General features: G+C 65.8%; 11 protein-coding genes and 2 pseudogenes. 5 read left to right on the top strand and 8 right to left on the bottom strand.

Going from position 1 to position 13438, the window contains the following annotated elements; all coding sequences use genetic code 11:
• Positions 1 to 69: 69 nt before the first annotated feature.
• Positions 70 to 1068 (bottom strand): acryloyl-CoA reductase, encoded by a 999-nt coding sequence (locus tag A5782_RS21335; RefSeq protein WP_067104084.1) that lies wholly within the window; start codon positions 1066 to 1068, stop codon positions 70 to 72.
• Between the two features lie 22 nt (positions 1069 to 1090).
• On the opposite strand from A5782_RS21335, the pseudogene A5782_RS21330 reads away from it, so the two are divergent.
• A pseudogene (locus A5782_RS21330) lies at positions 1091 to 1948 on the top strand (oxidoreductase).
• A gap of 16 nt (positions 1949 to 1964) precedes the next feature.
• On the opposite strand, the gene A5782_RS21325 reads toward A5782_RS21330, so the two are convergent.
• The 3 genes from A5782_RS21325 to hisN all read right to left on the bottom strand — a co-directional run bounded on the left by A5782_RS21325 (position 1965) and on the right by hisN (position 5486).
• Positions 1965 to 3170: an acyl-CoA dehydrogenase family protein gene (locus tag A5782_RS21325; protein ID WP_067104083.1), complete on the bottom strand. Its 1206-nt coding sequence runs from the start codon at positions 3168 to 3170 to the stop codon at positions 1965 to 1967.
• A gap of 32 nt (positions 3171 to 3202) precedes the next feature.
• Complete coding sequence (locus A5782_RS21320; protein ID WP_067104159.1) at positions 3203 to 4618, bottom strand: acyl-CoA dehydrogenase family protein; 1416 nt, start codon at positions 4616 to 4618, stop codon at positions 3203 to 3205.
• A 79-nt stretch (positions 4619 to 4697) separates the two neighbouring features.
• Positions 4698 to 5486, bottom strand: a complete 789-nt coding sequence (hisN, locus tag A5782_RS21315; protein WP_067104082.1) for a histidinol-phosphatase — start codon at positions 5484 to 5486, stop codon at positions 4698 to 4700.
• 79 nt (positions 5487 to 5565) lie between these two features.
• Here hisN and A5782_RS21310 point away from each other — a divergent pair, with 79 nt between their 5' ends.
• Positions 5566 to 5931: a hypothetical protein gene (locus A5782_RS21310; RefSeq protein ID WP_067104081.1), complete on the top strand. Its 366-nt coding sequence runs from the start codon at positions 5566 to 5568 to the stop codon at positions 5929 to 5931.
• Between the two features lie 6 nt (positions 5932 to 5937).
• Here the strand turns inward: A5782_RS21310 and A5782_RS21305 are convergent, their stop codons facing one another.
• The 4 genes from A5782_RS21305 to A5782_RS21290 all read right to left on the bottom strand — a co-directional run bounded on the left by A5782_RS21305 (position 5938) and on the right by A5782_RS21290 (position 10753).
• Positions 5938 to 7038: a PPE family protein gene (locus A5782_RS21305; RefSeq protein WP_067104080.1), complete on the bottom strand. Its 1101-nt coding sequence runs from the start codon at positions 7036 to 7038 to the stop codon at positions 5938 to 5940.
• Positions 7039 to 7129: 91 nt separating this feature from the next.
• Positions 7130 to 8308 (bottom strand): PPE family protein, encoded by a 1179-nt coding sequence (locus A5782_RS21300; RefSeq protein WP_067104079.1) that lies wholly within the window; start codon positions 8306 to 8308, stop codon positions 7130 to 7132.
• Positions 8309 to 8894: 586 nt separating this feature from the next.
• On the bottom strand, positions 8895 to 9326 hold the full coding sequence (locus A5782_RS21295) for a pyridoxamine 5'-phosphate oxidase family protein (RefSeq protein WP_067104078.1): 432 nt from the start codon (positions 9324 to 9326) through the stop codon (positions 8895 to 8897).
• A gap of 62 nt (positions 9327 to 9388) precedes the next feature.
• Complete coding sequence (locus A5782_RS21290) at positions 9389 to 10753, bottom strand: FAD-dependent oxidoreductase (RefSeq protein ID WP_067104077.1); 1365 nt, start codon at positions 10751 to 10753, stop codon at positions 9389 to 9391.
• A gap of 172 nt (positions 10754 to 10925) precedes the next feature.
• Between A5782_RS21290 and prfB the strand changes: the two genes are divergently transcribed.
• From prfB to A5782_RS21275, 3 genes and pseudogenes are all read left to right on the top strand, one after another.
• Positions 10926 to 12047, top strand: a complete 1122-nt coding sequence (prfB, locus tag A5782_RS21285) for a peptide chain release factor 2 (protein WP_067104076.1) — start codon at positions 10926 to 10928, stop codon at positions 12045 to 12047.
• A complete protein-coding gene (locus A5782_RS21280) occupies positions 12037 to 13032 on the top strand; it encodes a mechanosensitive ion channel family protein (RefSeq protein WP_231986750.1) in 996 nt (331 codons plus the stop codon). The genes prfB and A5782_RS21280 overlap by 11 nt, the downstream gene beginning before the upstream one ends.
• Positions 13029 to 13328, top strand: a pseudogene (locus A5782_RS21275) (hypothetical protein); the annotation flags it as partial. The gene A5782_RS21280 and the pseudogene A5782_RS21275, both read left to right, overlap by 4 nt.
• Between the last annotated feature and the right edge of the window lie 110 nt (positions 13329 to 13438).

Here is a 13438-nt window from a genome sequence, read left to right as displayed (position 1 = left end):
CTCCGTCGTCACCGCCATCGGCGCTGCCGTCAATGCGCCCGAACAGCGCTTGGTCAGCCTACTGCCGGCTCAAAAGCCGCCCGCGACCCGCACCACGGCCCGGCCGGAGAATTTGCCGGCGCGCACCTGGTCGATGACGCCGACGACATCTTTCACATCGACGTCGCTGACCAGGGCGTCCAGGTGACGTGGCCGCAACGAATCGCCGAGTTTGGCCCACAATTCGCGGCGTGGTGCGATCGGCATCAGCACCGAGTCCATGCCCAGCAGCGCGACGGCGCGCAGGATGAAGGGCAGCACCGTGGTGTTCAGGGCCGGGCCGCCGGTGAGGCCGCTGGCCGCCACCGCGCCGCCGTAATCGACGGTGCGGAGCACGTCGGCCAGCGTCGCGCCGCCCACACAGTCCACCCCGCCCGCCCAGCGTGCCTTGCCCAGGGGGCGCGGCTTGGCGTCGGGGTCGGCGGGCAGTCGGCCGATAACCTCCGCGGCGCCAAGGGTTTTGAGTCGGCCGGCGGCCTCGGCTTTGCCGGTCGAGGCGACGACCTGGTAGCCGGCGGCCGCCAGCAGGTCCACGCTGACCGAGCCGACGCCGCCGGTGGCTCCGGTGACGACGATGGGACCGGCGTCGGGCGCGATACCCCAGTCCATCAGCGCCCGCACGCTCATCGCGGCGGTGAAGCCCGCGGTTCCGATCGCGGCGCCCTCGTGGGCGCTCAACGCGCCGAGGGCGACGACCTGGTCGGCCGGCAACCGCGCGTATTCGGCGTAGCCGCCGTGGTGGGCGGTGCCGATCGCATACCCGTGCGCCAGTACCTGGTCGCCGACGGCGAAGTCGGCCGATGTCGACCCCACGACCTCGCCGGTCAGGTCGATGCCCGGCACCACCGGGTAGTTGCGCACCACGCCGCCGCCCGGCGTCAATGCCAGGGCGTCTTTGTAGTTCACGCTCGAATACAGGACCCGGATGGTCACATCGCCGGGCGGCAGGTCGGAGTGGTTCAGCGTCTCGACCGACGCGGTTACGCGGTCACCATCTTGTCGCGCGACGAGCGCGTGAAACGTGTCCATGCTTCGACGCTAACCTCACCGTATGGATCCCTTTCCACTCGGTGGGTTTTCGGTCAACCGCGTCGGTTTCGGTGCCATGCAATTGCCCGGACCCAATGCGTTCGGTCCGCCGCGGGACCGCGACGAAGCGCTGGCCGTGCTGCGCCGCGCGGTCGAACTCGGCGTCGACCACATCGACACGTCCCAGTTTTATGGTCCCGACGTCGCCAACGAGTTGATCCGCGAGGCGCTGCACCCATACCCGGAGAACCTGGCGCTGGTCAGCAAGGTCGGTGGGCGCCGCGATGACAACGGGGCCTGGCTGCCAACCGGTGCGCCGCCACAGTTGCGCCGCGACATCGAAACGAACCTGTGCAGCCTCGGTGTCGAGCAACTGGCCGTGGTCAACCTGCGGGTGTTCGAAAGCGACGGCCCAGACCCAGAGTTCGACGACCAGCTTTGCGCCATGGTCGAGGCTCGCGATCAGGGACTGATCGGCGGGATCGGACTGAGCAACGTCAGCCGCGAGCACCTGCTGCATGCTGTGCAGCGCACCGAAATCGCCTGTGTGCAAAACGCATTCAACCTGGTGTACCGGGAGTCGGCCGCGGTGCTCGATTAATGCGCGACGCGGGGGATCGCCTTCGTCCCGTTCTTCCCGCTGGGCGCGGCCTTCATGCAGCCCAACCCGGTGCTCAGCCACCAGGTGGTTCAGGAGACCGCGCAGCGACTGGGCCGCACACCCGCTCAGGTCGCGTTGGCGTGGACGCTCGGTGTGGCGCCCAACGTCCTGCTGATCCCCGGTACTTCGTCGCTGGCCCACCTTGAGGAGAACCTGGCGGCCGCGTCCATCGAACTGGACGACGAAGCCCGCGAGCGGCTGAACGCCGTCGCCGCGTAGCTCTGCCGAACCCGAGCTACTTGAGCTCGGACGAGGACAGCCCCAGCAGGCGGCGCGCGACCACCAACTGCTGAATCTGTTGCGTGCCTTCGAAGATGTCCAGGATCTTCGAGTCGCGCGCCCATTTCTCCAGTAGCGACTGTTCGGAATAGCCCGCGGTGCCTGCCAATTCGACGGTCTTGAGCGTGACGTCGGTGGCCATCCGGCCGGCCTTCGCCTTGCTCATCGACGCCTCTTTGGAGTTGGGGATCTTGTTGTCGGCCTGCCACGCCGCCCGCAGCGACAGCAGATAGGCTGCCTCCCAGTCGGCTTCCATCCGCAAGAACTCCGATGCCGCTGCGCTCTGGGCGTGCGAGGGTTTGTCGTAGGAGATCTCCACGCCGGCCTCGGTGAGGATCTTGCGAATCTCCTCCAGGGCGGCGCGGCCGACACCGACCGCCATGGCCGCGACGATGGGGCGGGTGTTGTCGAAGGTCTCCATCACTCCGGAAAAGCCCTTGCCAACCTCGATTTCGGGATTTCCGAGCAGATTTTCCTTCGGAATGCGGGCGTTGTCGAACCGGATGACTGCGGTATCGGAACCCTTAATGCCGAGCTTGTGTTCGAGCCGTTCGACCGTGACACCGGGATGCTCGCGGGGCACCACGAAGGACTTGATCGCCGCGCGGCCCTGCGACTTGTCGAGCGTCGCCCACACCACGATGTGGGTGGCGCGTGAGCCGGCGGTGACGAAGATCTTCTCGCCGTTGATCACATACTCGTCGCCGTCCAGGGTGGCGGTCGTCGACACCGCCGCCGAGTCCGATCCGAAGCCGGGTTCGGTGATGGCCATCGCCGCCCACACCTTGCCCAGGCGTTGCAGCTGCTCCTCATTGGCGACGGCGGAGATTGCCGCGTTCCCCAGCCCTTGATACGGAACCGACAGCATCATCGCGAGGTCGCCCCAGCTGGCTTCCAGCGTCTGCAGCAGCGCGGCCATGTTGGCGCCGTTGTGGTTCTTGTCCCGTTCTTCGTCCTCGCCGCCCAGCGCGTTCGCTCCCGCGAATTCGATTGACTCCGAGGCTCCTTCGAAGAGGCTGAACAGGGTGTCGAGCTCGACCGGGTACGCGTGCTCTTTGAGGTCGTACTTGCGGGCGATCGGCCGCATCAACTCAGCGGCGCCCTGATGCGTCTTGGTCGCCACCGCTTGCATCTTGCGGGGAAGTTCCAGATTGATTGCCATGATTGAACTTTCAGCTCGAGTGAGATAGCGACTTAGATGACGACGACGCCCTCGGCGACGCCGATTGCCCGCAGGTCGCGGTACCAACGTTCGACGGGGTGCTCCTTCGTGTAGCCGTGGCCGCCGAGCAGTTGAACACCGTCGAGGCCGATCTGCATGCCCTTGTCGGCGCCGAGGCGCTTGGCCAGCGCCGCTTCACGGATGAAGGGCAGACCTTGCTCGGCGCGCGCCGCGCCACGCCAGGTGATCAGCCGCAGCCCGTCCAATTCGATGGCGATGTTGGCGCACATGAAGGCCACCGCCTGCCGGTGGGCGATCGGCTCACCGAAGGCCTCGCGTTCCTTGACGTACGGGACGACGTAGTCGAGCACCGCGTGCGAGGTGCCGACCGTCAGCGCCGCCCAACCCAACCGGGCAAGCGCGATCGCCTCGGAGTAAGCCACGTCGTATTCGGCGTCGTTCGCGTCTGGTTCGCCGAGCCGCGCGCTCAGCGGCACCGTCACCCCGGATAGTTCGACGTGGCCCAGGGCCGCCGCGCGAATCCCCATGCTCGGATCCGCTTTCACGGCAAGGCCTTTGGTCGAGGACTCGACGATGAACAGGGCCGGCTTGCCGTCCAGCTGCGCACCGATGATGAAAAGCTCGGCGTCGGCCGCGGCCGGGACCAACGACTTCACCCCGTCGAGGCGGTATCCGGTCGGGGTGCGCACCGCGGTGGTCTTCAGCCGGGTGGGGTCGAAGAGCGGTTGCGGCTCGGCGATGGCCACGCAGGCTTGGGGCACGTTCTCACCGGCGAACTCGGGCAGGTAGGTGGCCTGCTGGTCGGCGCTGCCCCAATGCGTCAACGCGGAGGCCACGCCTCCCGGGGCCAGCAGCGGCAAAGCCAGCCCCATGTCGCCGTAGGCCAGCGCCTCGGCGACCAGCACATTGGTCACGCTGGACCGGTGCGCGGCGATGCCGTCGAAATCCTCCGGGATGTTGATCGCGGTGATGCCCAACTCGGCGGCCTTGGCGATCAGCTCGCGGGGGTAGGTCGCCGCCTCGTCGGCATCGTGTGCGGCGGGCCGCAGCACTTCCTCGGCGAACTCGTCGAGAGTGTCGACGATCATCTTCTGCTCGTCGTCGGGCGTCAGGTCGAAGTAGTCCTTGCCGCTGGACTTGAGTCGGGTCGGGCCGCCGCGCAGGTTCTGGATCCGCTTGAATTCCCGGGAGGAGGCGGCGGCGGTGGAGAAGACCGTCTTGGTGCCGTAGCGCAGCGCGCGGTTGAGCGGGTCACGCAGCTGGTACTTGTCCAGGAACTCCTGCCCCACGAGCGGGGTGAGGAGCGCGATGGCGATGTCCACGCCGGTGCGCTTGTGTTGTTGCAGCCCGACAGCGGACTTGTGGTCGCGCCGTTTGACACGCGAGCGGGCGGTTTTCGAAGTCTGTTTGGAACCGGAAACGGTCATCTTCAGCAGCCTCAGGTTGTTGGCGATGCGGATATCGCCGATCTTACTCCGGAGTAAGATCGCGGAGAACACTTGTTAACTAATTCACAGTGAGGCCGGCGAGCACCTGCTGTTGGAGCAGGCCGTTGGTGGCCACGGCGCTGCCGTGATGCGGTCCCGCGGAGCCGTCCAACGCCGTCAGCGTCCCGCCCGCTTCGCGCACCAGGATGTCGAGTGCCGCGAGATCCCATACCGACACTTCCGGTTCGGCGGCGATGTCGACGGCCCCTTCGGCCACCAGGCAATAGGACAGAAAATCGCCGAAGGCGCGCACCCGCCAGACCGCGTCGGTCAGCGCGATGAACCGGTCGCGCACACCGAGCTGCGACCACCCGGACAAGCTGGAGAACGAAAGGCTGGCCGAACTCAGTTGCGCCACTGACGAAACGGACAGCCGGCGCGAGGGCGCTCCGCTGACCGCGACGAAGGCACCTTGACCGTGCGCGGCCCACCACCGGCGCTGCAGAGCCGGGGCGCTCACGACACCGACGACGGGGACACCGTCTTGCAGCACCGCGATCAGGCTGGCCCACACCGGCACCCCGCGGACGAAGTTCTTGGTGCCGTCGATCGGGTCGATGATCCACTGACGTCCGGTGAAAGTGGTGTCGCCGCCGAACTCTTCGCCGACGATGCTGTCATGCGGCCGTTCGCGCGCGAGCACCTCACGCAGCTCGGTTTCCACCGCGCGGTCGGCGTCGGTCACCGGCGTGAGGTCGGGTTTGGTGTCGACCAGCAGGTCGAGCGCACCGAATCGGGCGGAGGTCAACGTGTCCGCGCGGTCTGCCAGCGTCAGTGCCAACGCCAGATCGTCCTGGCTTGTGCGCACTGCTCCTCCTCATCGCTTCGCTCGGAATCGTCGCCGGTGCGACTCTGACGCAGTCTTATCACGGTCCTACCATGACCTCATGTGGGAATTCGGACTGCTGCTCCTGCTGATTGCCGTATTGGGGGTGTTTCTCGTCCAGCGGTTCGTCCCGCGTGGCCCGCGAGGTGAGCTGCTCAGCGGCACCCTGCTGGTCACCGGCATAAGCCCCCGCCCCGACGCCACCGGCGAGCAATTCGTGACCATCGCCGGGGTCATCAATGGACCCACCGTCAACGAACACGCGGTGTATCAGCGCATGGCCGTCGATGTGAATCAATGGCCGACCATCGGCCAACTGTTTCCGGTGCACTATTCGTCCAAGAATCCGGACAACTGGAAATTCGCGCCCGCCGTTCCGCCGGCACCACCCGGGCAGTCCGAGCGGCCGGAGCCGCCCGCGAGCTGAGCGTCGTCAACCGGCCGCCGGCGGGCGTGCCATGACCGTGATGCGAACGCCGTAGCGGGGCACCACAAGCGCGGCCCGCCTGACCGTGCCTCCCGGTATTCCGGGTATGCCGGACGCGGCGGCGGACCCGGTCCGGGTCACCGCTTCCGTCGCCGTCAGGTCGGACAAGGCGCTGCCCGGCAATGCCGTGTTGCCGGTCGCGGTTGCCCAGCCGGCGGGCACCGACATCGGGCCGATCCGTTCGGCACGCGCGAGCACCGCGTTGACGTTGCCCAGGCCGGATGCGGCACCGCTGAGCGCAGGCGCCTTGGGGAGCGCGGCCGGGACCGCCGCGAGGTTCGGCAGAATTCCCAATGCCTTGTCGGCCTGGATGACTCCGGAAGGGATCCCCTCCGTAGTGAAAACGGCTCTGAACGCGGTCGAGGCCCCCTGGATGGTGTCAAGGATCCGGAAGAATTCCGACGACGAATTGGAAGTCGGGGAATTCACCACCACCACCTGCGATCCCGAGTCCGTACCCGAGCTCGAGGCGTTCGCGGTAGCTTGCGCGACGGCGTCCCGCTGTGCGGTCACCCCATCCGCAGAGGTGTCTTGGCGCGGGGAGGAGAACGGCGAGAACTGGGCTGCTGCAGCAGAACTGGCGGAATAGCTGTACATGGCGGAGGCGTCCTGAGCCCAGTATTGCGCGTACTGAGCTTCGGTGGCCGCGATGGCCGCGGTGTTCTGGCCGAAGAAGTTCGTCGCCACCAGGGTCGCCAATTGGGTGCGGTTGGCCGCGACCGCCGGCGGGGGCACGGTCATGGCATGCGCAAGCTCATAGGCCGCCGCGGCCGACCGAGCCCGCATGGCTGTCTGCTGGGCATGTTCGGCGGTGGCATACAGCCACGCCACGTAGGGGGCGGCACTGGCCGCCATCGCTTGGGCTGAGGGCCCGTGCCAGTACACGCCCGTAAGGCCGGACAGCACCGATTCGTAGACCGCGGCCGTGATGCCCAGCTCGGCCGAGAGCGAATCCCAACTTCCCGCGGCAGCCAGCAACGAGCCCGACCCGGGACCTGCGTACATCCGGCCAGAGTTCACCTCTGGTGGAAGAAAACCGAATTCCATGTCTTACAGCTCTAAAAGCTGCGTAAAGCGAAACTGCTTGCGGCGAAAGGTTCTTCCTATAACCGATAGCAGTTGGCGGATTGGCGGCACGTCACCCGGCGGCCGGCGGGCGTGGCATCACGGTGAGCCGCACGCCGTAACGGGGCGGCACGCCCGCGCCGGCGGACCGCGCGGCACCGCCGCCGGGCATGCCGGGGTAGCCGGGGTACCCGGCGGCCATCGGCTCCTCGGTCCCCGGCAGCGTGGTGAAGCCGGCGGGTTCTAACGGCGAGATATGGGTGCTCGTGGGTGCGGCCCAGCTTGCGGGCACCGACATCGGCCCGATCGTGCCGGCGTGCGAAAGGGTCGCGGTGACGTTGCCCAGGCCACCACCGAGGCCCGATGTGGCGCCGCGGAGCGCGGGCGCTGCGAGCGCGGGTGCGAGACTGGCCGCGGCCGCCCCGGGCTTGGCTAGGATGCCCAAATTGTTTTCCGCACCGATGATTCCGGACACGAACTGCTCCATGTTGTAAGGAGCGCTGAAGCCCAGGCCCGTCCCCTGAATGGCGTCGAGGACCCGGAAGGCGTTGTTGCCCGAACTCGCCGATGCGTCAAGGTAGGTGATGTCGCCGTAGCTGTTGTAGGTGTCGCCCGTTCCCGTTTGCTGTGTGGATAGCGGTGAAAATGTCTGCGCAGCAGCCTTATTCACACTCGCATTGGTGTTGGCCGCGGTCACGGCATCGTTTTGGGCGCTTACTCCCGACTCGTTGGTGGATTTGGTCGCGGTGGCGAACCGCGGCAACTGCGTCGTCGCCGCCGTCGACGACACGGAGTAGCCGGCCATGGCAGCGGCGTCCTGCGCCCAAAAATCGGCGTACTGCGCCTCGGTGTCGGCGATGGCCGCGGTGTTCTGGCCCACGATGTTCGTCGCCACCAGCGATGCCAACAGCGTGCGGTTGGCGGTGATCACCGGCGGGGGCACTGTCATCGCATACGCCTGCTCATAAGCCGCGGCGGCCGTCCGCGCCTGCATGGCCGTCTGCTTCGTCTGTTCGGCGGTCGCTTGCAGCCAGCCCATATAGTGGGCGGCCGCGTAAGCCATCGACTCCGCGGCGGCGCCGCGCCATTGCAGGTCCAGGCCCGCCAGCACCGACTCGTAGGACTCGGCGGTGGAGGCCAACTCGGCCGACAACGCGTCCCAGCTTCCGGCGGCGGCCAACAGTGAAGCCAACCCGGGACCGGTGTACATTCGGGCGGAGTTGACCTCGGGTGGGAAAAAAACCCAATCCATGTGTGATATCCCCTCAAAATTGCGGTTTTCGGACAAACGCGATGGCGCCGGCACTCGCCGCATCGGCGTGTTATTCAAAATGAGTGGTTGCTCGTGAATTCGCTCTGCAGATCGGCAAAGCTCACCCCGCGTCAGGTAGAGGCGGCCCGGCGCGATCACACCACGGCCGCTTGGCGGGCGGCGTGGTGCTCAACGGGGCGGCGGGGCGTGCGCGCAGGGCATGACGAAAGACCTTCGGTTTTTCGGGCCCCTTAAACGTGGCAGGTACGGCCAGTGCTTGCGGGGTTTTGCCTATTTCACCGCGGCGACCAGGCAGAATTCAGCAACCAGTCGTCTTGTGTTCATCTGTTGTTAACCAACAGCCGAGCGTAAATTTGCGCCTGTTGGGCCAAGGATCTGTGCCACGCGGGTCGCTGCGTGCTCGCGATACGTTGCGGCAACCTGTAACTGGGCGTTGAATCGATGCCGTGGTTTGAACATGCTGCTCTGCAACAGAATTCATGGAGCCGAGTCGTCGTACCGGGCCAGCCGGATCGCGTGGGCCATAGACTGGCGACTGACCGGTGTCGATGCGCCCGAGCTCTCGTCACGCAACGGGCTCGTGACGATCTGGCTCCGGACCGAACCGGAAACGGCGACCGGTGACTTCGGTCGGGGTGATGCGCACATAGTGCGGTTTGAGCGTCGCCGTCCACGGCAACAACTGCGCCCGTTCGGCATGTTCAATGTCCGCATCGGTCTTCAGCAGTCGCGCGCGACCGCGCACGATGACGCTCCAGCCTTCGATGACGTTGTGGTCGTCGACCTCGAAGACCACCGCGTGATTGGCCACGGCCGAGAACAACTTGGTGCCCTCCGCGGTGCGGAACAGCACGCTGCGGTCCTGCGCGACGAAGTTCACCGGGAAGATCTCGGGCTCACCGGCGAAGTTGGTGACCAGCCGGCCCAGCGTGACACTGCCCAATAGATTCCAATTTTCGCGCTCGGAAAGAACGGTTACTGGTTGGTCGTTATCCACGCTCTCAACGCTACGGAGGATGGACGTTGTTGAGTAGAGCCGTTCGTACCCTCTGGGGAGACTCAGCCGTGGCTGACCCGCAGCAACTTGGACAGACTCGGCAGCTTGACGCGGGGACGTCCGTGCGGTTCGCCGGCCGCTCGCTCGTGGGCGTCGATGAGATCCCAGTGCTCGGAGGTGACGAGTTTGGGCTGGCGCGACGCCAGCCAGTCGGCCAGCTGGTCGGCGTGGTCGTCCGGAAAATCCGCGAGACCGTCGCCGGCGCCGGACAAATCGGCGAGCAGCGTGTCCACGGTCTCCTGGGAGTCCTTCTTATTGGTGCCGATGACACCGGTCGGTCCGCGCTTGATCCACCCGACCACGTATTCATTGCGGCCGCCTTCGATGCGGCCGCCACTGTTGGGGATCGTCGCGGTCTTCTCGTCGAACGGCAGCCCCGGGGTAGGCACACCGCGGTAGCCGACCGAGCGCACCACCAGCTGGACCGGTAGCTCCTCGCGCTCGCCGGTGTCCTTGGCCGAAACCCACCCGTTGTCGTCGGTGACAAGCTCGTTGCGGCCGAGCACAATCCCTTCGACCCTGTCCTCACCCTTGATTTCGATCGGGGAGGTCATGAAGCGCAGCACGATGCGGCGGTGGCCGGGGCGTGGGTCGCGCTTCGCGTAATCGCGCAGCACATTGATGTTCTGCTTCGCGGTCTTGCCGGCGGCAGCCGCATCGTCGTCGCTCACGCCCTCCAGCTGGGCGGGGTCGACGATCACGTCGACATTTTCCAGTTCTCCCAGCTCACGGAGCTCGAGGGTGGTGAACGCGGTCTGCAGGGGCCCGCGTCGACCGATGACCACCACCTCGTCAACCCCGCACGGGCGCAGCGACTCCAGGGCATGGTCGGCGATGTCGGTCTGCCCCAGTGTGTCGGGGTCGGTGACCAGAATGCGTGCGACGTCGAGTGCGACGTTGCCGTTGCCGACGACCACGGCCCTGGCACCCGAGAGATCGGGCGTGGCTTCCTCGAAGTTCGGGTGCGCGTTGTACCAGCCGACGAAATCGACGGCGGCGATGCTGCCCGGCAGCTCTTCACCGGGGATGTTCAGCGCACGGTCGGATTGTGCCCCGACCGCATAGACGACGGCGTCGTAGCGTTCGGCGAGCTCGTCGGCCTGCACGTGTTCACCGACCGAGATGTTGCCGAAGAAACGGAAGCGCGGGTCCTTGGACGTCTTCTCGAATTGCTTGCTGATCGACTTGATTTTCGGGTGATCGGGAGCGACGCCGGAACGCACCAGCCCCCACGGAGTGGGCAGCATCTCCAGCATGTCGACGGCGACATCGATGTCCTCGGATCCGTCGGCCGCCTTCAGTAAGGAGGACGCGGCGAAGAAGCCCGACGGTCCGGAGCCAACGATTGCAACGTGGTAAGGGCGCATACTCGACCTTCTATTCGTGCCCGATTAGCGCCGGGGGTTCCCAAGAAAGGCCGGCGCGCAGAGCGGGGCGCACATGATCGTGACTCGATGCTAAACGCATGACCGCTGGTCGTGACCTGGACACACGCTGCGAGCTGAGCTGCTTGAAGGGCCCCGGGTAACGTTGTCGGCTGTGGAACCCGACCGTCAAGCCGATATCGCTGCACTCGACGCCACCCTGACCACGGTGGAGCGGGTGCTCGATGTGGACGGTCTGCGCACCCGCATCGAGAAGCTCGAACACGAGGCATCCGATCCGAAATTATGGGATGACCAAGCGCGCGCCCAGCGGGTGACCAGCGAGTTGTCTCACGCCCAGGGCGAGCTGCGCAGGGTCGAGGAGCTGCGCGGGCGCCTGGACGATCTGCCGGTGCTCTACGAGCTGGCGGCCGAAGAAGGGGGAGACGCCGCCAGCAAAATAGACGCGCTGGCCGAGGCCGACGCGGAGCTGAAGGCGCTGCGCGCGGAAATCGAAGCCACCGAGGTGCGCACCCTGCTGTCGGGCGAGTACGACGAACGCGAGGCGTTGGTCACCATTCGTTCCGGCGCGGGCGGGGTGGACGCCGCCGACTGGGCCGAGATGCTGATGCGGATGTACATCCGGTGGGCCGAACAGCACAAGTATGCAGTTGAGGTGTTCGACACGTCCTATGCCGAAGAGGCCGGCATCAAGAGCGCGACGTTCGCCGTGCACGCACCGTTCGCCTACGGCACGCTGTCCGTCGAGCAGGGGACCCACCGGCTGGTGCGAATCAGCCCTTTTGACAACCAGAGCCGACGTCAGACATCGTTCGCTGAAGTCGAGGTGCTCCCGGTGGTGGAGACCACCGACCACATCGACATACCGGAAGGCGATGTGCGCGTTGACGTTTACCGTTCGAGTGGTCCTGGAGGTCAGTCGGTGAACACCACCGACTCTGCGGTACGTTTAACGCATATCCCAACGGGTATCGTCGTGACTTGCCAGAACGAAAAGTCGCAGTTGCAGAACAAGGTCTCGGCGATGCGAGTGCTTCAGGCAAAGTTGTTGGAGCGCAAGCGATCCGAAGAACGCGCTGAGCTAGACGCGTTAAAAGGCGAAGGTGGCAGTTCGTGGGGCAACCAAATGCGCTCCTACGTTCTGCAGCCGTATCAGATGGTCAAGGACCTGCGAACCGAGTACGAGGTTGGCAATCCGGCGGCCGTCCTGGATGGAGACATCGACGGATTTCTGGAAGCGGGAATCCGTTGGCGCAACCGAAAAGATGACGAATAACACAAGTATTCTCGCCGCAGCTATGACGTCAGCGACGCACCGCTGGCACGACTTTTGGCGTGGCGAGATCGGTGAGTGGATCATCGCCAGGGGTCTGCGCATCGTCATGGTGCTGATTGCGGCGATGCTGGCTGCCCGGTTCGTCAACTGGGTCGCGCAGCAGGTGACCCGGCAACTCAACGTGGGCTTCGCCGAAAGCGACGCGCTGGTGCGCTCGGAAGCATCCAAACATCGCCAAGCCGTGGCGTCGGTGATCTCGTGGGTGTCGATCGTCATCATCGGCATCTGGGTGATCATGCAGATTGCCGAGGTGCTGCAGTTTTCCGTCGGGGGGCTGGTCGCGCCGGCCACCGTGGTCGGGGCGGCCCTGGGTTTCGGCGCGCAACAGTTGGTCAGGGACCTGCTGTCCGGCTTCTTCATCCTGGTGGAGCGCCAGTACGGGTTCGGAGACCTGGTCACCCTTACCGTCGTTTCCGCAACCGAAGCCACCGGCACGGTCGAGAACGTGACGTTACGAGTCACCCGACTGCGCTCAACGGAGGGCGAAGTGTTGACCATTCCCAATGGTCAGATCGTCAAGGTGGTCAACCTGTCCAAGGACTGGGCACGCGCGGTGGTGGACATCCCGGTGTCGACCAACGCCGATCTCAACCGCGTCAACGAGGTCTTGCATCAGGAATGCGATCGCGCAATGGACAACCCCATGCTGGGCGAATTGCTGCTGGATGCACCCACAGTGATGGGTGTGGAAAGCATCGAAGTCGACACCGTCACGCTGCGTATGGTCGCCCGCACCCTGCCCGGCAAACAGTTCGAGGTCGGCCGGCTGCTGCGCGTCCTGGTCATCCGGGCGCTGGCCCGCGTCGGGATCGTGACCGCTGCGGACGCGAAGGTCGGCCTGGTTGAAGACCCCTCCGTGCCGGCCGCCCGCGCCGCCGAACAGCAAACCGACGATGACGTCCAAGGTGCGGTGCAGAAGCGTTGAAGTTCACCCTGAACATCCTCGAGAAGCGCAGCGACGGCGACGACACGGGTGCGGAGCATCGCTGGCCCAATTACGTGTTCGGCGGGCGGATGCGCACGTCGACGTTGGTATTGATCATCGTTTTCGTCCTGGCGTGGTGGGTCTACGACACCTACCGCCCGGAACCAGCGCCCAAGCCCCCGGCGCAGCAAGTGGTGCCGCCGGGCTTCGTGCCCGACCCCAACTACACCTGGGTGCCACGCAGCCGCCTGCAGGCCCCACCGACCCTCACCTACACGCCCACCCCGACGAGCACCTGTCTCTTATACACATCTCCGAGCCCACGAGACGCGTAGTAATCTCGTATGGCGTCTTCTGCTTGAAAAAAAAAAGGGGGGGGGGGGGGGGGGGCGGGGGGGGGGGCGGG

Source organism: Mycobacterium sp. 852002-40037_SCH5390672 (assembly GCF_001665875.1).
Taxonomy (GTDB): domain Bacteria; phylum Actinomycetota; class Actinomycetes; order Mycobacteriales; family Mycobacteriaceae; genus Mycobacterium.
The sequence above is the reverse complement of the archived record's forward strand: the minus strand, read 5'-3'. Positions and strand labels throughout refer to the sequence as shown.

Excerpts from the sequence above, each read along its gene's own strand:
- A5782_RS21305 (WP_067104080.1), bottom strand. The coding sequence starts at position 7,038 with ATGGAATTCGGTTTTCTTCCACCAGAGGTGAACTCTGGCCGGATGTAC.
- A5782_RS21325 (WP_067104083.1), bottom strand. The coding sequence starts at position 3,170 with ATGGCAATCAATCTGGAACTTCCCCGCAAGATGCAAGCGGTGGCGACC.
- A5782_RS21290 (WP_067104077.1), bottom strand. The coding sequence starts at position 10,753 with ATGCGCCCTTACCACGTTGCAATCGTTGGCTCCGGACCGTCGGGCTTC.
- A5782_RS21310 (WP_067104081.1), top strand. The coding sequence starts at position 5,566 with ATGTGGGAATTCGGACTGCTGCTCCTGCTGATTGCCGTATTGGGGGTG.
- A5782_RS21280 (WP_231986750.1), top strand. The coding sequence starts at position 12,037 with ATGACGAATAACACAAGTATTCTCGCCGCAGCTATGACGTCAGCGACG.
- A5782_RS21320 (WP_067104159.1), bottom strand. The coding sequence starts at position 4,618 with ATGACCGTTTCCGGTTCCAAACAGACTTCGAAAACCGCCCGCTCGCGT.
- A5782_RS21335 (WP_067104084.1), bottom strand. The coding sequence starts at position 1,068 with ATGGACACGTTTCACGCGCTCGTCGCGCGACAAGATGGTGACCGCGTA.
- A5782_RS21300 (WP_067104079.1), bottom strand. The coding sequence starts at position 8,308 with ATGGATTGGGTTTTTTTCCCACCCGAGGTCAACTCCGCCCGAATGTAC.